18 protein-coding genes are annotated in these 20,383 nt (G+C 70.5%); 8 read left to right on the forward strand and 10 right to left on the reverse strand.

The features are described from left to right. Nucleotides 1-6: 6 nt before the first annotated feature. The 5 genes from H4W81_RS16225 to H4W81_RS16245 all read right to left on the reverse strand — a co-directional run bounded on the left by H4W81_RS16225 (nt 7) and on the right by H4W81_RS16245 (nt 5,449). Entirely contained in the window at nt 7-933 is a 927-nt protein-coding gene (locus H4W81_RS16225; RefSeq protein WP_225958655.1) for an enediyne biosynthesis protein UnbU, read from the reverse strand. Nucleotides 934-935: 2 nt separating this feature from the next. Continuing rightward, nucleotides 936-2,801: an FG-GAP repeat domain-containing protein gene (locus tag H4W81_RS16230; protein WP_192775580.1), complete on the reverse strand. Its 1,866-nt coding sequence runs from the start codon at nt 2,799-2,801 to the stop codon at nt 936-938. Continuing rightward, nucleotides 2,798-3,748, reverse strand: coding sequence for a DUF1702 family protein (locus H4W81_RS16235; RefSeq protein WP_192775581.1), 951 nt, complete (start codon nt 3,746-3,748; stop codon nt 2,798-2,800). The genes H4W81_RS16230 and H4W81_RS16235 overlap by 4 nt, the downstream gene beginning before the upstream one ends. A gap of 308 nt (nt 3,749-4,056) precedes the next feature. Then, nucleotides 4,057-4,779 (reverse strand): response regulator transcription factor, encoded by a 723-nt coding sequence (locus H4W81_RS49340; protein WP_192775582.1) that lies wholly within the window; start codon nt 4,777-4,779, stop codon nt 4,057-4,059. Between the two features lie 139 nt (nt 4,780-4,918). Further along, nucleotides 4,919-5,449 carry a class I SAM-dependent methyltransferase gene (locus H4W81_RS16245; RefSeq protein ID WP_192775583.1) on the reverse strand — a complete coding sequence of 177 codons (531 nt, stop codon included), beginning with the start codon at nt 5,447-5,449 and terminating at the stop codon, nt 4,919-4,921. Between the two features lie 127 nt (nt 5,450-5,576). Between H4W81_RS16245 and H4W81_RS16250 the strand changes: the two genes are divergently transcribed. The 3 genes from H4W81_RS16250 to H4W81_RS16260 are packed head-to-tail and all read left to right on the forward strand — an operon-like array spanning nt 5,577 to nt 8,327. Continuing rightward, nucleotides 5,577-6,260, forward strand: coding sequence for a class I SAM-dependent methyltransferase (locus H4W81_RS16250; RefSeq protein ID WP_192775584.1), 684 nt, complete (start codon nt 5,577-5,579; stop codon nt 6,258-6,260). 15 nt (nt 6,261-6,275) lie between these two features. Beyond that, nucleotides 6,276-7,541 carry a cytochrome P450 gene (locus H4W81_RS16255; RefSeq protein ID WP_192775585.1) on the forward strand — a complete coding sequence of 422 codons (1,266 nt, stop codon included), beginning with the start codon at nt 6,276-6,278 and terminating at the stop codon, nt 7,539-7,541. A 3-nt stretch (nt 7,542-7,544) separates the two neighbouring features. After that, entirely contained in the window at nt 7,545-8,327 is a 783-nt protein-coding gene (locus H4W81_RS16260) for an alpha/beta fold hydrolase (RefSeq protein ID WP_192775586.1), read from the forward strand. 104 nt (nt 8,328-8,431) lie between these two features. Here H4W81_RS16260 and H4W81_RS16265 read toward each other — a convergent pair whose 3' ends face one another. The 4 genes from H4W81_RS16265 to H4W81_RS16280 all read right to left on the reverse strand — a co-directional run bounded on the left by H4W81_RS16265 (nt 8,432) and on the right by H4W81_RS16280 (nt 14,649). Beyond that, on the reverse strand, nt 8,432-10,219 hold the full coding sequence (locus H4W81_RS16265) for a hypothetical protein (protein ID WP_192775587.1): 1,788 nt from the start codon (nt 10,217-10,219) through the stop codon (nt 8,432-8,434). A gap of 96 nt (nt 10,220-10,315) precedes the next feature. Next, on the reverse strand, nt 10,316-11,461 hold the full coding sequence (locus H4W81_RS16270; protein ID WP_192775588.1) for an amidohydrolase family protein: 1,146 nt from the start codon (nt 11,459-11,461) through the stop codon (nt 10,316-10,318). A 98-nt stretch (nt 11,462-11,559) separates the two neighbouring features. After that, a complete protein-coding gene (locus tag H4W81_RS16275; protein ID WP_192775589.1) occupies nt 11,560-13,689 on the reverse strand; it encodes an anthranilate synthase component I in 2,130 nt (709 codons plus the stop codon). A gap of 195 nt (nt 13,690-13,884) precedes the next feature. Further along, the gene (locus H4W81_RS16280; RefSeq protein ID WP_192775590.1) at nt 13,885-14,649 is read right to left on the reverse strand and encodes an SGNH/GDSL hydrolase family protein; all 765 of its coding nucleotides are present in this window, start codon (nt 14,647-14,649) and stop codon (nt 13,885-13,887) included. Between the two features lie 102 nt (nt 14,650-14,751). Between H4W81_RS16280 and H4W81_RS16285 the strand changes: the two genes are divergently transcribed. From H4W81_RS16285 to H4W81_RS16295, 3 genes are all read left to right on the forward strand, one after another. After that, on the forward strand, nt 14,752-16,314 hold the full coding sequence (locus H4W81_RS16285) for a CocE/NonD family hydrolase (RefSeq protein ID WP_192775591.1): 1,563 nt from the start codon (nt 14,752-14,754) through the stop codon (nt 16,312-16,314). A 124-nt stretch (nt 16,315-16,438) separates the two neighbouring features. Further along, on the forward strand, nt 16,439-17,173 hold the full coding sequence (locus tag H4W81_RS48670) for a hypothetical protein (RefSeq protein ID WP_192775592.1): 735 nt from the start codon (nt 16,439-16,441) through the stop codon (nt 17,171-17,173). A gap of 59 nt (nt 17,174-17,232) precedes the next feature. Beyond that, the gene (locus H4W81_RS16295) at nt 17,233-18,198 is read left to right on the forward strand and encodes a helix-turn-helix transcriptional regulator (protein WP_225958656.1); all 966 of its coding nucleotides are present in this window, start codon (nt 17,233-17,235) and stop codon (nt 18,196-18,198) included. Nucleotide 18,199: 1 nt separating this feature from the next. On the opposite strand, the gene H4W81_RS16300 is transcribed toward H4W81_RS16295, so the two are convergent. Beyond that, the gene (locus H4W81_RS16300; RefSeq protein WP_192775594.1) at nt 18,200-19,102 is read right to left on the reverse strand and encodes an SDR family oxidoreductase; all 903 of its coding nucleotides are present in this window, start codon (nt 19,100-19,102) and stop codon (nt 18,200-18,202) included. 77 nt (nt 19,103-19,179) lie between these two features. On the opposite strand from H4W81_RS16300, the gene H4W81_RS16305 reads away from it, so the two are divergent. Both H4W81_RS16305 and H4W81_RS16310 read left to right on the forward strand, forming a co-directional pair. Continuing rightward, nucleotides 19,180-19,728, forward strand: a complete 549-nt coding sequence (locus H4W81_RS16305) for a VOC family protein (protein WP_192775595.1) — start codon at nt 19,180-19,182, stop codon at nt 19,726-19,728. Further along, a complete protein-coding gene (locus H4W81_RS16310; protein ID WP_192775596.1) occupies nt 19,728-20,378 on the forward strand; it encodes a carboxymuconolactone decarboxylase family protein in 651 nt (216 codons plus the stop codon). The genes H4W81_RS16305 and H4W81_RS16310 overlap by 1 nt, the downstream gene beginning before the upstream one ends. The last annotated feature ends 5 nt before the right edge of the window (nt 20,379-20,383 follow it).

Raw genomic sequence — 20,383 nt, forward strand, 5'->3', positions numbered from 1 at the left:
AGCTCCTCAGCCGGCCACGGCGGGTTCCGGCACCCGGACCGGCTCGCCGGCGAGCGCGGCCCTGCGCCGCGCGACCGAGACGAGCGCGAGCCCGACGCCGCGGATGGCGCACACGATGCTCAACGCGAAGAACAGGCCGAACACGATGTGGAATGAGACCAGCAGCCCGTAGACCGCGGCCGTCCCCGCCCCGAAGGCGACCTGCCGCAAGGGCGCCACCGGCGTGGTCCCCGGGTCGGTGATCATGTAGTTGGTGAAGAGGATGAACGCCGTCCCGCTCATCACCAGCAGGGCGCTCCACGTCGAGGTGCCGTCCACGGCGGTCCGGATGAGCGCCTGCGCCGCGAAGCCGCCGACCCAGCCGAGGATGAGGGGCATCTTCCCGGTGAGCTTGGCGTTGATCATGGTGCCCGCGGACAGGATGGCCAGCGGGATGATCCAGTCGACCGGGCCCGAGACGAACTCGGTGAAGTGGTACGGCGGGGCGATGCCGACCCAGGGGAAGAGCAGCAGCACGGCGACGATCCCGAAGTTGGACGGGTTGAGCACGTGCCGGACGCTGCGCCTGCCCGAGCGATCGATCACGGCGACGCGGATGACGTACTTGGAAGTGATGGCGATCACCACCGCGAGCAGCACCGGTTCCAGCCGGGCGTTGGCGTACATCAGCATCGCGCAGGCCAGGGCGCTGATGTGCGCGGGCAGCAGGAAGTCCATGAGCTTGACCCAGCCGCCCAGGTACTTCGCCGGCCGCCGCCTGGCCCGCGCGTCGATCGTCTCCAGTCCCAGCTCCACCGCGTAGGCCACGAGGATGGCGGCGATCGGTGTGATGAACGCCTGCTCGAAGCCGAGAAGGAGGTGGCCGACGATGTTGAAGGCCGTGATGGACATGGCGAACCTGCGCAGGGCCGCCGTCCTGGGGTCGCGTGGCATGGTCATACCTCCGGACGGAGAAGCAGTTCGTGCCAGCCCGGCTTCAGGGTGGCGTCGGTGGTGTGGCGGGTGCCGCAGCCGTCACGCCAGGTCACGGTGACCGGGACCGCGGCCTTCGGGTCGGCCAGCGCGAACAGCAGCTCGGAGGCGGAGACTCCACCGTGGCCGTTGGCCGGGTAGAGCTGGGCGGAGGCGATGCCCGCCGCGCCGGAGCGCAGCGTCACGCTCGCCCCGACGGCCGCGGTCGTGGTGGTCGACGGGCCGCAGCCCGCGGGCCGCTTCAGTGTCAGGCCCAGGTACGGCAGGGCGGTGGGCCTGGTGTTGCGGTAGACGTAGGAGGCGCGCCACTGGTTGGCCACGGCGAAGTCCAGCTTGCCGTCGTGGTCCACGTCGGCCAGGGCGATTCCCCTGGAGACGCCCGGGTCCGCCACTCCGAGCCGGTCGGCGATGTCGTGGAAGCGGCCGGCCCGGTTTCGCGCGAAGAAGGGATTGGGATCAGATCCTGAAATATCGTCGCCCGGGATGAACTGTGGCCAGATGGCGGGGTTGCTCACCACGCCGTCGTTGGCCATCGCCAGCTCCTGCAGGTCCGCCCATCGGTTGTCCTCACCGGCGATGAATCCGGTGGCCTGGAGCACCTGCACGTCGCCGTCCCCGCCGAAGTCCCCGGCCTTGATGTCCCAGCCCCAGCCGGACCTGGACAGCCCGAGCGGCTCGCTGAGGTCGTCGTAGTGGGCCGTGCCCCTCTCCCCCAGCGCGTCGCGCCGGGTGCTGACCCAGGCGAAGTTGCTCTCGAGCAGTGCGAAGTTCTCGGTGATGTTGCTCACCACCATGTCGGGCGCGCCGTCGTCGTTGAGGTGGGTGAAGGCGACGCCCATGCCCTTGAAGGAGTCGCGCCCGATGACCTTCGACTTGGGGGTCGTCAGGTGCCTGATGCCGCCCTGGACCTCGAAGCGGGGCCGGCCCGGCGTCGACACGTTGCGCAGCAGGTGGTCGGTGCCGAAGTCGTTGGCGAAGTAGAGCTCGGGCAGGCCGTCGTCGTTGAGGTCCTGCGCTCCGATGGCCAGCGTCCAGCTCTTGGCCACGTCCGAGTCCAGCACGCCGGGCACGTCGTTGAATTGCGCCTCGCCCGGCTTGCCCGCGTTCAGCAGGATGCGGTTGACCCCGCCGTTGACCGAGGCCGACATGGAGGTCTGCATGTGCAGCTCGTCCTGCCGGGCGGCCGGATCGAGCACCCTGGCGCCGTCGGGGAAGTAGTTGCCGACGACGATGTCGGTCCTGCCGTCGCCGTCGACGTCGGCGAGCGAGGCCGCGTTGCTGTTCCACACCTGGTGCGGCTTGACCAGTTCCTGCGCGGTGAAGGCCGGAGCGCCGCCCGTGCGCAGGAACAGCACCGGCGAGCGGCCCCAGTAGTAGACCATCGCGTCCGTGCGGCCGTCCTGGTTGAAGTCGCCGGTCACGCAGCCCATCGGCGCCATGGTCGAGTTGTACGGCAGGCCACCGGGCGTGAGCGTGACGGCCTGATACCGGTCGCCCGTGCCGGGCACCGGGCGGATCGTCACCGAGTCGTCCCGGGGGTCCACCAGGCACACGTCGTCCGGGCGCCCGTTGCCGTCCACGTCGTCCAGGGCCAGACCGGCACCGACGGAGGAGATCCAGTGGCTGATCCGCTTGTAGGCGGGCGCGACCGCCCGGACCGTTCGCCGGGTGTCCGTCTGGTTCAGCGCCGTCTGCTGGAAGGAGAAGCGGTCGGCGAGCCGGTCCTCCTCCGCCGGGGAGATGGACGGGAGCTGTGCGGCGAAGACCCCGCCGGTGATCAGCACCACCGAGCAGAAGGCGGCCGCACCCGCCCGCAGTCTTTCGATCATGTCGTCTCCTTCGCCTGGTGAGCCTCCGCCCACGCGCGGCGGATCTGCGCACGCCACGCCTCGTAGGCGGCGGGGGAGCTCGGCAGGCTGACCACCTGCTCGAACGCGCGGTCGGTCCATGCCGCCGCGGTGGCCAGGTCCGCGCCGGTCAGCCTCTCCACGGCAATCGCCGAGCCAGGGGGCTCGATGCCGGAGAGGTGGTGCGCCTTGGCCGCGAAGGCCGCTCCCTGGGCGAGGTCCTCGCGGTAGCTCGCGCCGAGAGCGGCCAGGTGATCCACGCCCTCGGCCGGCAGCGCGCCGGTGTAGCAGGCGGCCAGCCCGATCCCGGCCCACAGATCGGCCCGGCGCTCCGGGACGAATCCCGCGATCGTCTCGGCGATGCGCTCGGGCTCGGCCGCTCCGTAGAACCACAGCGCGCGGCCCGCGCCCTGGTCCCTGATCGCCCTGACCGAGCCGCGGGCCGCGCGCTCGATCCACTGCCGGCCGAAGACCGCCTCGGGCCGGAAGAACGCCTGGTGGAAGCCCCAGCCGTCCCAGGCCAGCCAGCCCAGCAGGGGATGCCATGGGCGAATGAGCTTCCAGACCGGCAGCCGCAGCCGGGCGTAGGCCCATCCCGCGCCGACCGTGATGAGATGGATGTAGCCCGCGCCTCGCTCCTCGAGGAGCTCCTGGAGCCGCCGTCCGCCCGACAGGCTCAGCACATCGAGCAGGCACCTGCTCATGCCCGCGCCCTCGTAGGCGAATCCACGGAACTCCGGGACCACGCCGGACAGGTCGAGCGGGCCAGACGATCGGGCCAGTCCGTCGTTGTAGCCGAGCACGAAGCTGTGGACCACCTCTTCGAGCCGGTCCCGCACGCCGGGGGCGGCCTGGGGGAAGCCTCGCCCGGCCAGGGTGAGCTGCTCCGGATCGAGAGCGAGCGCGCGACGTAGCAGTGTCTCGGTCATGGTCTACCTCACTGGATCTAGTAGGGCAGGACCCGGCCCGAGGGGGTGCGAAGATCAAGAGTTATGGGTACGGCAGGCGTCCTTCTAGGCTTTTTCGCTTTGATTTGGCGCATCGCCCGTTCCCTTCCTTATTTATCTGTACAAATCACCGCCATTTCCTCATATCAGCACGTGCGGCGCCTTATCTGAAGACCTAGATGGGCACTCCCCTTGGGGGTAGCCGTCTGGCTAGCCACAAAAGCTCCGAGCAGCGAAAATCACGCCCCCACCCATCAGGTGGGGACGTGATCGAAGAATGAGTGTTTTCGCTAGGGGCTGTATAGGCTGCGCAATGCAATGGCTACAGCGAGGGTCCGGTTCGAGCAGTTGAGTTTCGCCAGAACATTGGACACCAGACGTTTGACGCCGTGCTGGGAGATATGCAGGCGCAGCGCGATCTGCTTGTTGCCGAGCCCCTCGACCAGCAAGTCGAGCACCTCACGCTCGCGCGGGGTCAGGGTGTTGATACGCGACTGAGACTGGTGGATGTCCGCCCTGGCCCGGCTCAGCAGCCGGTTGGCCAGGAACGACGGCATCGGCACGTCGCCGGCCACCACCCCGGAGATGGCGGCGTCCAGCGCCTGCGCGGTCAACTCGTCCTGGACGAGGAAGCCGTTGCACGGCACCGCGGTGGCCAGGTCGAGGCCCTCCTCGTCCACCCCGGCGATCAGCACCAGCACTTTGGCGTCGTGACGGCACACCTCGGAGGCCAGCACGCACACCTCGGCCCCGTTGAGCCCACCGAGGCCGAGAATGAGCAGGTCGAACGCCCGCTGCCGGGCCAGCTCCAGCACCTCGGAGCGGTGCGCGCACAGCCGGACGTGCCGCACCGGGGGGAGCGCGCCGAGCATGACGTTGAGGCCGTGCCTGACGAGATCGTTCTCGACATGGACGGCCACCCGCAGGAAGCCGGCGCTCTCCCTGTTCAGGGTGTGGTGATAACTCGCCTGCTCCAGGATGGGGAGCCCGCTCTTGGATCCGTTCACCTTCACAGCCATCCCCTCCAGAGGCTCGACCGGGATCGGCTATGTCCGCGACGCTACGCGGCGGGCGGGCTCCTTCAATGGATCCGGACCGAAGGTCGGACCCCGGAACCGAAAGAGGCAGCCCGCCGTACAACCTTCGGACCACTCAGTCGCGCGGCCGGGCCACGACGCACACGAGGCTGGCCGAGGTCGAGGTGACGCCGGTCACGGGAGAGGCCGCGAACCCGTGCGCCTCGACGACCGGTACCACCTTGTCGACGATCTCCCTGGCCCGTCCCGCGCCGGGCGGCTCCCAGCACAGGTGGAGGCTCCCGCCGGGAGCGAGCCAGCGGCGCAGCGCGGCCAGTTCCCTGGCCGGGGAACGCGTCCAGAACAGGTTGACGTTGACCGAGAAGATCTTGTCGAAGGAGCCGTCGGCGAAGTCGGCGTCCTCCAGGCCCACGACCTCGAAGCTCGCCCTGCCCGCCGCGACGCTCTCGCCGTTTCGCTGCCTGGCCGCCTCGATGGCCACGTGGGACCGGTCGATGGCGGCGAAGGTGCCCTCCTTGAGCCGGTCGAGGACCAGCGCGGCGGCGACGCCGCGGCCACACCCGATCTCCAGCACACGATCCGAGGGGGCGAGTTCCAGCGTCTCCACCGCCCACGACAAACGCTCAGGTACCGCTTTTTCAGCCATGGCGACAACGTATCCCGGAATCTGGCGATGATCGAAAAGAATCTGTCAGCAGCCGGAAATGCCCCCACCCCGCCCCCTTCCATTTCAGATAGAAACGAGCAAAAAGGGCATTTCTGGAGGAGACGTCATGCCGGAGACAGTGGCGGCCGATTTCGAAACCCTCTACCGGGGTGCGTCTCCGGTGCCGGGGATGGAATTCGACACGGTTCCATGGGACATCGGAGAACCGCAACCGGCGGTCGTCGAGTTCGAGGGCAGGGGGCAGGTCAGCGGCGACGTGCTCGACGCCGGATGCGGCGCGGGCGAGAACGCCATCTTCCTCGCCGCCCGCGGACACCGGGTGACGGGCGTGGACATCGCACCCACCGCGATCGAGTGGGCACGGCAGCGCTCGCGCGACCGCGGCGCCGAGGTGGAGTACGCCGTCGCCGACGTCACCGACCTCGGCGGTTACGACCGCCGCTTCGACACCATCATCGACAGCGCCGTCTTCGACTGCCTCGACGCCGAGCAGCGCGATCGCTACGCCGCCGCTCTCCACCGCGCCACCAGGCCCGGAGCCAAGCTGTTCATCGTCTGCTTCTCCGACGCGCTGCCCGTCGAGGTCCCCGGCGTCTTCACGATCTCCGCGGAGACCCTCCGCACCACCCTGGAGGGCGCGGGCTGGACCATCACCGCGCTGCGCGCGGACGCCTTCCTGGTCACCGCGACGGCCAACGAATTCTTCCGCTCCGCCGGGCTCCACCTCGACACCGACGATCGCGGACGGGGGCGGCTGCCCGCTTGGGCCGTCGAAGCCGTCCGCAGCTGACCCGGGAGAGAACCGATGACAATACAGCTGACCGACAGCCCCGTTCCCGCCACCGGCCTGGACTGCCTCGACCCCGCCTACCAGCGAGACCCCTACCCCTTCTACCACTGGCTGCTCCGCCACGACCCGGTCCACCGGGGCAAGGACGGCACCTGGTACGTCACCCGCTACGACGACGTGCGCACGGCCATGAGCGACAAGCGCTTCGCCTGCGCCAACGTCCGCGACCACTGGGAGGAGATGGTCGGCCCCGGCGCGCTCAAGGAGGTGATGCGAGACACGATCTTCTTCGAGGACGACCCGCAGCACGGGTTCCTGCGCTCCCTCATCAGCCCGGCCTTCAAGCCCAAGCGCATGCGGGCGATGGAGCCGCAGATCCGCCGCGTGGTCGACGAGCTGCTCGAACCGCTGGTCCACCGCGGCGAGATGGACCTGGTCAAGGACTTCGCCGCGCCGCTCGCGCTGATCTTCATCTGCGAGCTGCTCGGCGTGCCGTACGAAGGCCACGAGAAGGTGCGCGTCTGGTCGCTGGACATCGCACCGACCCTGGACCTCGTCCCGACCGAGGAGGAGATCAGGGTCGGCAACATCGCGATGGGCGAGTTCAGCGACTACCTGGCCCAGCTGATCGCCGAACGGCCCAAGGGACCCAGCGAGGACCTCATCGGCGTCATGCTGGAGGCCCTGGAGGAGGGGAAGGGCGGCGGCGAGCGGCCGCTCACGCTGAGCGCCATCATCAGCACGATCATCTCGGTGGTCTTCGCCGGGCACGACACGGTGACCAACCAGGTCTCCAACAGCATCTTGGCCTTCATCCACCATCCCGACCAGCTCCACCTGCTCAGGCAGGACCCGGGTCGCATGCCCGACGCGGTCAGCGAGTGCCTCCGCTACGACTCAGCCGTGCAGTCCAACAGCCGCAGGCTCACCGAGGACGTCGAGCTCGGCGGCGTCACGCTGCCCGCGGGCGACTTCGTCGTGGCCCTCATGGGCGCGGCCAACCGCGACCCGGCGGAGTTCCCCGACCCCGACCGCTTCGACATCACCCGCACCAGCGTGCACCCGATGTCGTTCGGCGCGGGCATGCGTTACTGCCTGGGCGCCATCCTGGGCCGGCTGGAGATCGCCGCCGCCCTGGAGCGCCTCATCTGGCTGGACGACCTGCGCGTGACGATCCCCGAGGAGCAGTTCGTCTACCAGCGCAGCTCGATGTTCCGCGGCCTGGCCAGCCTGCCTGTCGCCTTCACTCCCGTCACCGACTACCCGCCCAGGAGGAAGTAGCTCATGCCCACGGTCACCGTGGCCGACGCCGACGTGCACTTCTCACTCACCGGCTCCGGCCCTGGCTTGATCATGCTGCACGGCACGCAAGCGGGAGCCGAGGCCAGCTGGGGCCACGTGGTCGGCAGCTTCGGCGACAGCCGTACCGTCATCACCCCCGACCTGAGCGGCAGCGGCAGGACCACGGACGGCGGCGCGCCCCTGAGCGTCGAGGGCCTGACCGACCAGGTCGTGGCGGTCGCCCGCGTGGCCGCGCCCGGTCCGGTGGATCTGGTCGGCGCCTCGCTGGGCGCAGTCGTGGCTGCCGCCACCGCCGCACACCACCCCGAGCTGATCAGGAGCCTCGTGCTCATCGCCGGCTGGGCGCACGGGGACGACGTGCGGCACCGGCTGAACTTCGGGCTCTGGCGCGACCTGGCCAGGGCCGATTTCGACCTGTTCAGCAGATTCGGCATGCTGCAGGGCTTCACCCCCGGCTACCTCAGCGCCCTCAGCGACGAGGGGCTGAACGCCGTGCTGGCCGCCAACCTGCCCGCTCCCGGCCTGGCTCGCCAGATCGCGCTGGACCTCCAGGCCGACATCCGGGAGCTGCTGCCCAAGATCTCCGCTCGCACGCTCGTGATCGGGCTGACCCGCGACCAGATCGTTCCGGTGGAACGCTCGCGGGAGCTGCAGGCCGCCATTCCCGGCAGCACCTACGCCGAGGTCGACAGCGGCCACTTCGCGATCTTCGAGAAGACCGCGGAGATGGTCGGCCTGATCCGCTCCTTCCTGCTGACCGGCTGAACCCGTCGGCTGCTTTTCACGAAGACGGGCGCACCACCGAGAGGACCCCGCCACCCCCCGTGGCGGGGTCCTCTCCTGTACTGCTCGGCGGATCTCTGTACGGCTCAGCGGATCCGGTAGGCCCGCAGGATCGTGAGCCCGGCGCGGTTGCCCGAAGCGTCGACGAGGGTGGCGCGCAGCGAGGCGTAACCAGACCTGGGGTGCACGACCGTCGCCGTCCACCGGTCGCCCGCGCCCTCCAGGTGCACCGGCCGCCACAACCGGCCGTCGTCGTAGGAGATCTCGACGCTCAGCCGCCGCACGGCGCTGGTCGCGGAGCCGTCCTGTCGCTGCACGTGGACCGGGAAGGAGAAGGGCCCTGACGCTGCCCGGTTGTACTCGTCCAGGTCGGGCGCGAACCGGACCACGGCCAGGGGCAGCCGCTGCTCCCCCGTGCTCGACTTGAACGTCCAGGACGCGCGGACCTCGGCCGAGAGGTCCGAGACGCCGCTGCGGCGGGCCGTGGTCGTCAGGTGGTAGGTGGCCTCACCCTGGGGCACGGTGAATGTGCCCTTTCCGGGAAGCGCGGTGTGCCCGACCACCCTGCCGTCCCGGTACAGGATGGTCGAGGCTCGGTCGACTGCGGAGCGCGCCTCCCTGATCGGGTTCTGGTCGGTGAACAGAGGGATCTCGAAGTCCAGGGTGTCGCCGGACCGCACGGCCTTGGTCCAGGACCACGGCCACGACGGCGGGAGGGACGGCCCGAACGCGGCCACGCCCCAGCTCTCGTCCGAGACCGTACCCGCCGTGAACACCTTGGGCCCGCTGTAGGTGATGATCTCGGGGGTGTCCCCGACCGCGCCGTCGAACTGGCCGAACGACGACAGCCAATGGGTGTCGGGGATGTAGTACTCCTTGAGGGAGAACGGCAGCGGCGCCGAGACCAGGTAGTCCTTCTGACCGACCTTGCCTGGGGCCGACGCGGCGAACGTCGAGTTGACGATCGCCAGGTTCTCGTCGGGGATGCGCCGCACCAGATCTTCGGGCACCCTGTCGGACTGCACCCACTGGAGGTGGTAGAGGTACGGGCTGCCCGCGAAGCCGCCTTCGCCGTCGGGCTTGGCGAAGCGCCCGGCGACGTAGAAGGTGAACTGTCCAGGCGGCGCCGCCGTGGTGGAGGGACGCACCAGGGTGTTGTCGAAGTTCACGGCGTGATGTCCCTGCCCGACGAACCGGCCGTCCGGCGTGTACCGCTCGAAGATCAACGCGACCTCGCCGCCGACCGCTTCCGGCCGGTCCAGGGTGATGCCGACCGGCTTGCCCTCCGTGGCCACCAGGTCGAGGGTGCGGTCCCCGTCGACGACGAACAGCGGCTCGACGATGTGCGTGGTGAGCGGGCCGGTTTGGACCTGCGCCTGCAGGTGGTAGGAACCGCGCGGGAGCTTGGCCACCACAGTGCCCGAGGGGTCGTGGGGGGAGAACGACTGCTCCGCGTCGAGGCTGTTGAACACCGCCGACCAGGTCGAGGTGGGCCGGCCGTTGTGATCGAGCACGCGGACGGTGACGTCGAAGGTCTCCACCGCCGTGGCCGTAGCCGCCGCCCTGCGCTCTCCGCCCGTCTTGGTCAGGTTGAACAGCTCATGGTCCCGTCCCGCGGCGTCGGACGGGACCACATAGGTGTCGCCGTGGTCCGTGTAGCTCCGGAAGCGCACATGTTCGCGGCCACGGGCGGGCCTGACCACCACGTCCTGTCCTCGGGGGGCGTCCGGCCGCAGCAACACCCGGTCTCCGGTGACCAAGGTGATCCACTTCTCGTCGTCCGGTGCTGCGGCCGCGGCCGGCGACGGGCCGGCGACCAGCGCGGTCACGGCCAGCACGAAGAGTGATAAAAGGGTCCTGAGCTTGCGTGACATCGCGGACTCCAAGGCTCGGGGGCGAGCCGAGGATAACCCGGACCGGCAACCCCAGATCCGAGATCTTTCCGCCCTTCGCAGGAGGTCGCGCGGAGCTCAGAGCCGGTAGACGCGACGGGCGTTGCCCGAGCCCGCCATGTGGGCGACGCGGGCGGCGTCGGCCGCGTTCCACTCCCCCGAGTCGATCCGCCTGGCCAGCGCCGCCGCCATGCCGCGCCGGAAGTAGACGGCCCCGAGGTGGCACCCCTCGGCCACCCCGTAGCAGTCGGAGCTGAACAGCTGCTTGTGGAAGGGCACCAGCTCGAGCAGCTCGTCGAGGATCCTGGCCGACCCCCCGGCGGTGTGGGTGAGCGCCAGGCCCACGTCGACGTAGACGTGCGGGAAGACCGCGGACAGGTAGGCGGCCTGGCGGTGGAAGGGATAGCAGTGCAGCAGCACGACGGGGACGCCGAGCGGCTGCAGCGCGCGGATGAACCCCGTCATCTGGGCGGGGTCGGCGCGCGACAGGTCGAGGTCGGTGTCGCCGTACCCGGTGTGGAACTGGATCGGGAGCGCGCGGTCGCGGGCCACGTCGACGGCGGTCCAGAGCAGGTGGCGCAGCAGGATCGGATCGACGAGGCGCTCCCTCGGGTCGGACAGGCGGCGGTTGGCGGCGGCGATGACCGAGCCGCGGCTGGGCCTGGAGGGGTCGAAGTCGAGTCCGCAGCGGTAGGCGATGATCGATTTGAGGCCTACGGCGCGAGCCGCCCTGGCGGCCAGCTCCTCGCCGAGGCTGTCCATGTAGTCGACGGCCACGGGCGCGGTCTCGGCGATGTCCTGCTCGATCTGCTCGAGCCTGACGATCTCGTCGGCGGCGGCTCCGCCGTGGCGGCCCATCTCGGCCGTCGACAGCTGCTCGGGGGCCTCGAGGCCGGTGTCGACGAGGAAGGCGACGACCCCCGAGGCCTGCAGCAGCCGCCTGTTGACCTCGCCGGCGCCGAGCTCCTGGCGCCTGCCGAGGTAGACGGCGGGGGCGACGTGCGGTTCGAGGTCGAGCACGGGGGCGCACCAGCGGCGGATGGCCGCGCCGAGCGGGGTGTCGAAGTGGGTGGTTCCCGGCGGCGCGGGCGTGCGCGACTCGCTGATCAGCAGCTCGAACTGGGCCCTGCTGAGGTCGTCGCGGCGCACCCCGTGGCAGTGGTGGTCGACGAGCGGGGCGAGCAGGGCGTCGCGCACCGCATCCGGCAGGTCTACGGGGAGCATGCGCCTGACTCTAGAGCGTGATCGCCGGCGGCATGCGGGCTTTTGCCCACTGCGTACTTTGCGGCGACCCCAGCCTGGCGGCCGGGGTCGCGCCCGTCTCAGGCCCCGCGCGCCAGCCGCAGGACGTTCGCGATGACCTTCGCGCCCGCGCCGCCCTCCGCGGTCAGGATCGACTCGGGGTGGAACTGTACGGCGAAGCGCCGGTTGGCCACGTCCTCGATCGCCATCACGTTGCCGTCGGGGGTCACCGCCGTCGCGGTGAAGCCGACGACGCCCGGCCGCTTGGCGTGCAGGGAGTGGTAGCGGGCCGCGACGAACTCGGCGGGCAGGCCCTCCAGCAGGGCGCTGTCGCCGAGGCGGGAGACCTGGCCGCGCTTGCCGTGCTCGGGGTAGTCGAGCAGTTCGAGGCTGCCGCCCGCGTGCTCGACCATGGCCTGCAGGCCGAGGCAGACGCCGAAGACCGGCAGGCCCCTGGCGTACACCTGGTCGATGAGGGCGGACATGCCGAAGTCGGAGGGCCAGCCGGGGCCGGGCGACAGGACGACGAGGTCGGGGGCGATCTCGTCGAGCGTCTCCGGGGGGAAGCCGTGGCGCAGGGTGACCACGTCGGCGCCTTCCTGGCGGAAGTAGTCGGCGAGGGTGTTGACGAAGGAGTCCTCGTGGTCGACGAGCAGGACCTTCATGCCCAGGCCCGGCTGCTCGCGCACCGGGCGCTCCTGGACGGCGGAGGTCTGGTTGACCGCGGCCAGCGCGCCGAGCAGGGCGCTGGCCTTGAGCTCGGTCTCGCGCTCCTCGGCCTCGGGGTCGGAGTCGAACAGCAGGGTCGCGCCCGCCCTGACGGTGGCCACGCCGTTCCTGATCTGGGCGGTGCGCAGGGTGAGGCCGGTGTTCATGGAGCCGTCGAAGCCGATGAAGCCGATCGCCCCGCCGTACCACCGGCGGGTGGTGGCCTCGTGGTCCTCGATGAACTGCATCGCCCAGGTCTTGGGCGCGCCGGTCACGGTGACGGCCCACATGTGGGTCAGGAATGCGTCGAGGGCGTCGAACTCGGGGCGCAGGCGGCCCTCGATGTGGTCGACGGTGTGGATCAGGCGGGAATAGAGCTCGATCTGGCGGCGGCCGATGACCTGGACGCTGCCGGGCACGCAGATGCGCGACTTGTCGTTGCGGTCGACGTCGGTGCACATCGTCAGCTCCGACTCCTCCTTCACGCTGGACAGGAGGGTGCGGATGGCCTCGGCGTCCTCCACCGGGTTGGAGCCGCGGGCGATGGTGCCGGAGATGGGGCAGGTCTCGACGCGGTCGCCGGTGACGCGGACGTACATCTCCGGCGAGGCGCCGACCAGGTGCTCGCCGTCGCCGAGGTTGATGATGAACTCGTAGGGGGCCGGGTTGGTCTGGCGCAGGCTGCGGTAGAAGGCCGAGGGGTCGGTGCAGGTGGCGTGGAAGACCTGGCCGGGCACGACCTCGAACAGGTCGCCGCGCCGGAACTTCTCCTTGGCCGCCGCGACGACGGTGGCGTAGGCGCCCTTCTCCGGGTTCTTGGGGATCTCGGTGGGGGCGACCTGCGGGAAGGTGTCGCCGGTGCGCTCGAGCCCCCTGGTGGAGGCGCCGTCGACGACGAACTCGTAGCGGTACTCCACGCTGGTCTCGCGCTGGCGGTCGATGACGACGAGCCGGTCGGGCAGGTGGAGGACCAGGTCGCGCTGGTCGGCGGGCCGTTCGAGCTCGTGGCGGATCGGCTCGAACTGGAAGGCCAGGTCGTAGCCGAAGGCGCCGTAGAGGCCCAGGTGCTGGTCGTCGCCCTTGAAGGCGGCGATGACCTCGCGGATGGCGGTGAAGACGGTCGGACGGCGGCTGCGCATCTCCTCGGGCAGCAGGTCCGCCGACTCGGGGATGTGCACCTCGACGTGGACGTCGGTCGGCTCGGAGACCGGCTTGCCCGCGGCCAGCAGGCACGAGGCCACCACGGGCAGCACCACCCTGCCGCGCTCGTTCAGCGCCCTGGCCGCGATGGTGCGGCCCCTGGCGACCAGCTCGACGCAGGGGTCCACGTAGCCGAACGCCCATCGGCTGTAGCGGCCCGGGTAGTCCATGCCGGACGAGAACGCGCCGCCGCGCCGCTCGCCCAGCGCGGTCACGATCTCCTCGAGGGCCTCCTCGGGCACCTCACGGACCTCACGCTCGACGCTGACGCCCCCAGCGGTGGTATATCCGCTCGTCTCCACTCAAATCCCCTTGCTAACCCATGAGCCCCGGGGCGGAGACAGGAAAGGCCGCCTTCCGGGGCGGCCGTCCGTTGAGGAATGCGAATCTCGCGCCGCCTAGAAGCGGCGCCACCACTGAAGCTGCAAGCGGATTCGCATACCGCAAGGGTAGCCGCCCGGTCGGAGATCACGCAACGCGGACACACCGCCCCGATTTCAGCGGTTGACCAGGGGCGCCAGCTCAGGGCGCTTGGGGTGCACGCCGTCGCCGGACGAGCGTCCTTGGAGGCGCCTGTTGATCCACGGGCCGAGGAACCGCCGCGCCCACCGCAGGTCTTCACGGCGGGCGTCGGTCCACTGGGCGGGCAGCAGCGGCGGGTACGGCTCGCGCCAGTCCTCCTCCACCGCCACCCCGAGCACCTCGGCCGCGTGCAGGGCCACCCTGCGGTGCCCGTCGGGAGACAGGTGCAGCCGGTCCACGTTCCAGGCCCGCCGGTCGCGCAGCACCGCCATGGGCCACATGTCCGCCAGGAAGGCGTCGTAGCGGCGCGCGATGTCGTGGATGTGCAGGTTGAAGACTTCGATCTTGCTGTGCGCCAGCCGCATCACCGGCACCTGCCGCAGGTCGAAGCCGGTGAACAGCATTACCTTCGAGCCCGCCCGCGTCAGCGCCGCCACGCCCTCCTCCAGCCTGGCCGCCACCACGTCGGGGCCGCTGCCGGGGCGCAGGATGTCGTTGCCTCCCCCGCACAGCGACACGAGGTCGGGCCCGAGCTCCACCGCCTGCGGCACCTGCTCGGCGACGATCTCGTCGATCAGCCTGCCGCGCACGGCCAGGTTCGCGTACGCCAGGCCGGGCTGCTCGGCCTCGATGTGCTCGGCCAGCCGGTCGGCCCATCCTCGGTAGCCCTCGTCGGCGGGGTCCTCGAGCCCTTCGGTGAAGCTGTCCCCCAGGGCGACAAATGACGTAATTCGTCCCATGACCGGATAGTTTGCCAATGGCCGATCACCCTACGCGACCGTAGCCTCCGGGTGACCGGGCTCACCTTGTCCGCACTCCTCCCTTTATGTTACTGGTAAGTAATGCGGGTTCGAGTCCAGCGGGACCTCCCCGTCCCCATGCGGGACGGCGTGACGTTGCTCGCCGACCGCTACGTGCCGGTCGGCGCGGAGCGCGCGCCCGTGGTCCTGATCCGCTCGCCGTACGGCAGGCGCGGCCTGTTCGGCTACGCCTACGGGCGCGGGTTCGCCCGCCACGGCCTGCAGGTGGTGATCCAGAGCTGTAGAGGCGGGTTCGGCTCGGGGGGCCTGCTCGACCCGCTCGGCGACGAGCACGACGACGGCATGGCCACGGTCGAGTGGCTGCGCGGGCAGCCCTGGTACCCGGGCGCGTTCGCGATGCACGGCCCCTCGTATCTCGGCTACACGCAGTGGGCGATCGCACCCTACGCGGGGCCCGAGCTCAAGGCGATGGCCACGCAGATCACCGCCTCCCAGTTCAGGGACGCCGCCTACGTGGGTGGGGCGTTCGCGCTGGAGTCTGCGCTGAGCTGGACGACCCTGACCAACGGGATGTCGCGCAGGTTCGGCGGCGCGGCGCTGCTGACCGCGCCCCGGCAGACCAGGAGGGCGGTGCTGTCCGGGCGGCCCGTCGCCGAGCTCGACCTGGTGTCGGCGGGACAGGCGCTGCCGTTCTACCGGGACCTGCTGGCCCACCACGCCGACCCAGCGGTGCCGTACTGGCACCGGCGTGACTTCTCGGCCGAGGTCGGGAAGGTGGAGGCGGCCGTCACCATGCTGGGCGGCTGGTACGACGTGTTCCTGCCCTGGCAGCTGCGCGACTACCTGGCGATGCGGGCGGCTGGGCGGCAGCCGTACCTGACGATCGGGCCGTGGTGGCACATCGACGTCAGGCACGGCCCCGTGACCAGGGCGGAGACGCTGGCCTGGTTCCGCGCGCACCTGCTCGGGGACCGCTCGGGGCTGAGGGAGTCGCCGGTGCGGCTGTACGTGACGGGCGCGAGGGAGTGGCGCGACTACCCAGACTGGCCGGTGCCCGGCATGCGCCCCCGGCGCTGGCACCTGCAGCGCGCCTTCGGCCTCGGCCCGGAAGGGCCGCCGGAGGCCGCTCCCGACCGGTACAGGTACCACCCCGGCCACCCGACGCCGGTGATCGGCGGCCCCGTGCTGCTGGCCGACTCCAGGCCGCGCGACCAGCGCCGGCTCGAGGCGCGCAGGGACGTGCTCGTCTACACCTCCCCCGCGCTGAGGGAGGACACCGAGGCGATCGGCCCGGTCTCGGCGGAGCTGTTCGTCCGGTCGAGCACGCCATACGTGGACGTGGTGGTGCGGGTGTGCGACGTGCACCCCGACGGCCGCTCCATGAACGTCTGCGAGGGGGTGCGGCGCCTGACCGCCGCCGACGCCGGCGACGTGCGCAGGGTCGCGGTGGATCTGTGGCCGATCGCGCACAGGTTCGCGAAGGGGCACCGGATCAGGGTGCACGTGGCGAGCGGCGCCTACCCGACGATCGCCCGCAACCCCGGCGCGCCCGGATGGGACGTGCCCGGGGTGCCGGCCGACGTCGAGGTCTTCCACGACCCGTCGCGCCCCTCAGCGATCTTCCTTCCCTTGACGGGCGCTTGAGTCACTTTCGGGTGACTTTCCGTGATCGTCCTCAAGGAGACTGCAGGCCGAAGGGCGCATAACTGAGTCGCGAGCCCCAGGGCGGATCCGCCGGAACGGGGCCACGAGACCTCAGGAGAGCATCATGAAGCGCACCTCGCTCGGTCTGGCCGTCCTCGCGATCGCGGGCCTGACCGTCGCCGCCCCCACCGCGGCCGCCGCCTCCGTTTCCGGAGCCGGGTTCCGCTCGGCCGACCCCGGGCCCGAGACCTGCCGCCAGGGATACGTGTGGCGCGTCGCCAGGCCGTCCGACCTGGTCTGCGTCACCCCCTCGACCCGCACCAGGGTGGCCGCGGACAACGCCGCCAGGCACGGCCGCTGGACCACCGGCGCGTACGGCCCGCACACCTGCGTCGTCCCCTACGTCTGGCGCAACGCCTACAACGGCGACGACGTCTGCGTCACCACCGGTCAGCGCGACCAGGCCGCCGCCGACAACGCCGAGAGCCCGCGGCGCAAGGTGCTGGCCAAGTTGTGGATCACCAAGTACACGATCGCGCCCAAGGACAACGGCGACGGCACCTCGACCACGACCTCCACCGACGGCATCGCGCGGCTGAAGCTGAACGGCAGCCACTACAACTTCGGCACGGTGAAGCTGGCGATCAGGTGGACCCACAACGACGCCCTCTACTGGCACGCCAGCGTGACCGCCAAGCAGTCCTCGGGCTACGCGGGCGGCTCGTTCGGCTACCTGACGGGCAAGTTCGACTGCTCGGCCAAGGGCAAGCCGGCCAACGCCTACGCCTACGCGTACGACACGCTGTCGGGCCGCTTCTCCGCCAGGGTCCCCGTCAGGATCGGCTGCGCCGTCCTGTGAGGCTGCGCGGTCCTGCGAGGCAGCGCGGTCCTGCGAGGCAGCGCGGTGGGTAGCATCGGATGGTGCGCGCCGCCCGCCTCATGTCGCTGGTCCTGCTGCTGCAAGGGCGCGGCGGGATGACGGCGGGCCAGCTGGCCCAGGAGCTCGAGGTCTCCGAGCGCACCATCCACCGCGACGTGCTCGCCCTGTCCGAGGCGGGCATCCCCGTCTACGCCGACAGGGGCAGGGCGGGCGGCTACCGCCTGGTCGACGGCTACCGCACCAGGCTCACCGGACTCGACAGAGCCGAGGCGGAGGCGCTGTTCCTGTCCGGCGTGCCCGACGCCCTGCGCGACATGGGCCTGCGCGAGGTCGCCGAGGCGGCGAGGCTCAAGGCCGCCGCCGCACTCGCCCCCGGCCTGCGTGACGCGCCCGCCACGGCCGCCCAGCGCTTCCACCTCGACGCTCCTGGCTGGTTCGCCAGCGACATCCCGCCGCCCCCGGCGCTCGCGCCGCTGGCCAGGGCGGTGTGGGGCGACCATCCCGTGAGCGCGGAGTACAGGGAGGCGGCCAGGACCGTCGAGCCGTACGGGCTGGTGCTGAAGGCGGGCGTCTGGTACCTGGCGGGCCGCACCAAGGAGCGCCTGCTGGTCTACCGGGTCGACAGGTTCGCCGGCGTGAGCGTCGACACCGCCAGGCGCTTCGACCGCGACCCCGACTTCGACCTGGCGGCCTTCTGGGCCGACCGGTCCGAGCAGTTCACCCGCTCCCTGCTCAGGACCCACGTCACGCTGCGGCTCAGCCCGGCGGGGCTGCGGATGCTGCGGCACGTGGCCGATCCCGCCGCGCGGGCTGACGCGCTCGCGTCGGCCCGCGACGACGGCACGGTAGTGCTGGCGGTCGAGTCGCTGGAGATCGCCTACACGCAGCTGCTCGCCTTCGGCCCCGAGGCCGAGGTGCTGGACCCGCCCGAGCTGCGCGCCCTCCTGGCCGAGGCCGCCACCCGGATGGCGAGCCTCTACCATCCGGCCGGCGGATCTCGCTGATCTAGCGGTAGTCGGCGGGGTCGGCGCTCTTGCCGGCCTCCTCGACCTCCACGATCCAGCGCCACACGTCCGGCCTGGTGCCGTCCAGGTCGGTGAATCCGTACTCCTTGGCCAGGTCGGCGCTGGTGACGGAGGCGCCGGACCAGCGCATCCTGTCGGGGTCGGCGGCCAGCGCGGCCACCGCCCTGCCGACGTAGGCGGGCGTCTCCGAGACGGCGAACGACGCGGTGTGCTTGATGGCGTCGCGCCAGTTCTCCTCCGTGACGCCGAAGTTGTCCAGCATCGCCTCGGAGCGCAGGAAGCCGGGCGTGATCGAGACCGCCGCCGCGCCGTGCGGGCGCAGTTCGTGCGACTGGGCGAAGGCCAGCCTGCTCACCGCGGTCTTGGCCAGGTCGTAGAAGATCGAGTTGCGGTAGCGGGTGGCGTTGAAGCCGGCCGTGCCGTCGGTGACCTCCACGACCAGTCCTCCCGGCCTGCGGATGAGCAGCGGCAGCGCGTGGTGGCTGGTGATCAGGTGGGTGTCGATCGCCAGCCTCAGCAGGCGCAGCCCTTTGTCCAGGTCGTGCTCCCACACGGCGGTGTCCCATTTCCACAGGTGCTCGGCGCCCCAGATGTCGTTGACGAGCACGTCCAGCCTGCCCTGCTCGCGGTCGATCCGCTCCACCAGCGCCTGGACCTGCTCGGGGACCAGATGGTCGGTCCTGACGGCGATGCCGGTGCCGCCCGCCGCCGTGACCAGCTCGGCGGTCTCCTCGATCGTCTCGGGCCTGTCGATCTCCGAGCGTCCCTGCCTGGTGCTGCGTCCCGTGCAGTACACCGTGGCTCCCGCCGCTCCCAGTTGGACGGCGATGCCCCTGCCGGTACCTCTTGTGGCGCCGGCGACCAGCGCGACTTTTTCCCTCATGAGCCGATGCTCTCGTGGAATGCCGACATCCTCTGTCATGTTTAAGCGAAGCGCGCTGTGATAAGTAGTTGATTACTATGAACACGGAATTCGAGCTCCGCGGCGTCAACCACGTCGCGCTGGTCTGCTCGGACATGAAGCAGACCGTCGACTTCTACTCCGGCGTCCTCGGCATGTCGCTGATCAAGACGATCGAGCTGCCGATGGGCTGGGGCCAGCACTTCTTCTTCGACTGCGGCGGCGGCAACGCGCTCGCCTTCTTCTGGTTCCCCGACGCGCCGGACGGCGTGCCGGGCGTCTCCGCGCCGAAGAACCTGCCCGACAGGGGCGAGCTGCTGTCGGCGGTGGGGTCGATGAACCACCTCGCCTTCGACGTGCCGCCGGAGAAGATCGAGGAGTACAGGGAGCGGCTGGTCGCCAAGGGCATCGACGTCGGCGTGCTGCTCAACCACGACGACAGCGAGTTCGGCGTCGCCCCCGCCGTGCACGACGGGGTGTTCGTGCGCTCCATCTACTTCAAGGACCCCGACGGGATCCTCATCGAGTTCGCCTGCTGGCTGCGCGAGCTCGACCGTCCCGAAGACGTCCGGCACGAGCCGAAGACCGCCGCCGACCGGACCCGCTGATGCCGCGCCTGCGCCAGGTGCCCCGCGAGGAGGTCACCGACTCCGTCGTCGCCTTCTTCTACGACCGCCTGCTGACGCCCGAGGGCACCGCGACGGGCTCGCCGGGCGACTGGTGGACGGTGGTCGCCCAGGACCCGGCGATCTTCCGGCACTGCGTGAAGGGCTTCCAGCTCTACCGCGAGTCCGCGCTCGACCCCGTGCTGCGCGAGCTGGGTCAGACCAGGGCAGGCTGGGCCAGGCAGTCGCAGTTCGTCTACTCCCAGCACTGCAAGCAGCTGCGGGCGCTCGGCGTGCCGGAGGAGAAGGTGCGCGCGGTCGCGCACTGGCCGGTCAGCGAGGAGTTCGACGAGCTGGAGCGGGCCGTGCTCGCCTACACCGACGGGCTCGTGCTCGACGGCGGCAGGGTGCACGACGAGATCTTCGCCGTGCTGAAGCGGCACCTGCCCGACGAGCAGATCCTCGAGCTGACCTACATCACGTGCCTGTACGAGATGCACGCGACGATGGCGCGGGCGCTGCGGCTGGAGTTCGACGACAGGCCCGATCCGATCACCGAGGTGCCCGCCCCCGAGGGGTACGGCACCCGCGACATCGCCGACGAGCTGACCGTTCGGCGCGGGGACACTACCGTTCAGCGATCTGCGACCTGACCGAA

The organism is Nonomuraea africana (genome assembly GCF_014873535.1).
In the GTDB taxonomy this organism is placed as follows: domain Bacteria; phylum Actinomycetota; class Actinomycetes; order Streptosporangiales; family Streptosporangiaceae; genus Nonomuraea; species Nonomuraea africana.

Coding starts and splice junctions, on each gene's coding strand:
- H4W81_RS16305 (WP_192775595.1), top strand. CDS start 19,180: ATGAACACGGAATTCGAGCTCCGCGGCGTCAACCACGTCGCGCTGGTC.
- H4W81_RS16245 (WP_192775583.1), bottom strand. CDS start 5,449: ATGGCTGAAAAAGCGGTACCTGAGCGTTTGTCGTGGGCGGTGGAGACG.
- H4W81_RS16280 (WP_192775590.1), bottom strand. CDS start 14,649: ATGGGACGAATTACGTCATTTGTCGCCCTGGGGGACAGCTTCACCGAA.
- H4W81_RS16310 (WP_192775596.1), top strand. CDS start 19,728: ATGCCGCGCCTGCGCCAGGTGCCCCGCGAGGAGGTCACCGACTCCGTC.
- H4W81_RS16230 (WP_192775580.1), bottom strand. CDS start 2,801: ATGATCGAAAGACTGCGGGCGGGTGCGGCCGCCTTCTGCTCGGTGGTG.
- H4W81_RS16225 (WP_225958655.1), bottom strand. CDS start 933: ATGCCACGCGACCCCAGGACGGCGGCCCTGCGCAGGTTCGCCATGTCC.
- H4W81_RS16235 (WP_192775581.1), bottom strand. CDS start 3,748: ATGACCGAGACACTGCTACGTCGCGCGCTCGCTCTCGATCCGGAGCAG.
- H4W81_RS16295 (WP_225958656.1), top strand. CDS start 17,233: ATGGTGCGCGCCGCCCGCCTCATGTCGCTGGTCCTGCTGCTGCAAGGG.
- H4W81_RS16270 (WP_192775588.1), bottom strand. CDS start 11,461: ATGCTCCCCGTAGACCTGCCGGATGCGGTGCGCGACGCCCTGCTCGCC.
- H4W81_RS16300 (WP_192775594.1), bottom strand. CDS start 19,102: ATGAGGGAAAAAGTCGCGCTGGTCGCCGGCGCCACAAGAGGTACCGGC.
- H4W81_RS48670 (WP_192775592.1), top strand. CDS start 16,439: ATGAAGCGCACCTCGCTCGGTCTGGCCGTCCTCGCGATCGCGGGCCTG.
- H4W81_RS16255 (WP_192775585.1), top strand. CDS start 6,276: ATGACAATACAGCTGACCGACAGCCCCGTTCCCGCCACCGGCCTGGAC.
- H4W81_RS16260 (WP_192775586.1), top strand. CDS start 7,545: ATGCCCACGGTCACCGTGGCCGACGCCGACGTGCACTTCTCACTCACC.
- H4W81_RS16250 (WP_192775584.1), top strand. CDS start 5,577: ATGCCGGAGACAGTGGCGGCCGATTTCGAAACCCTCTACCGGGGTGCG.
- H4W81_RS16265 (WP_192775587.1), bottom strand. CDS start 10,219: ATGTCACGCAAGCTCAGGACCCTTTTATCACTCTTCGTGCTGGCCGTG.
- H4W81_RS16285 (WP_192775591.1), top strand. CDS start 14,752: ATGCGGGTTCGAGTCCAGCGGGACCTCCCCGTCCCCATGCGGGACGGC.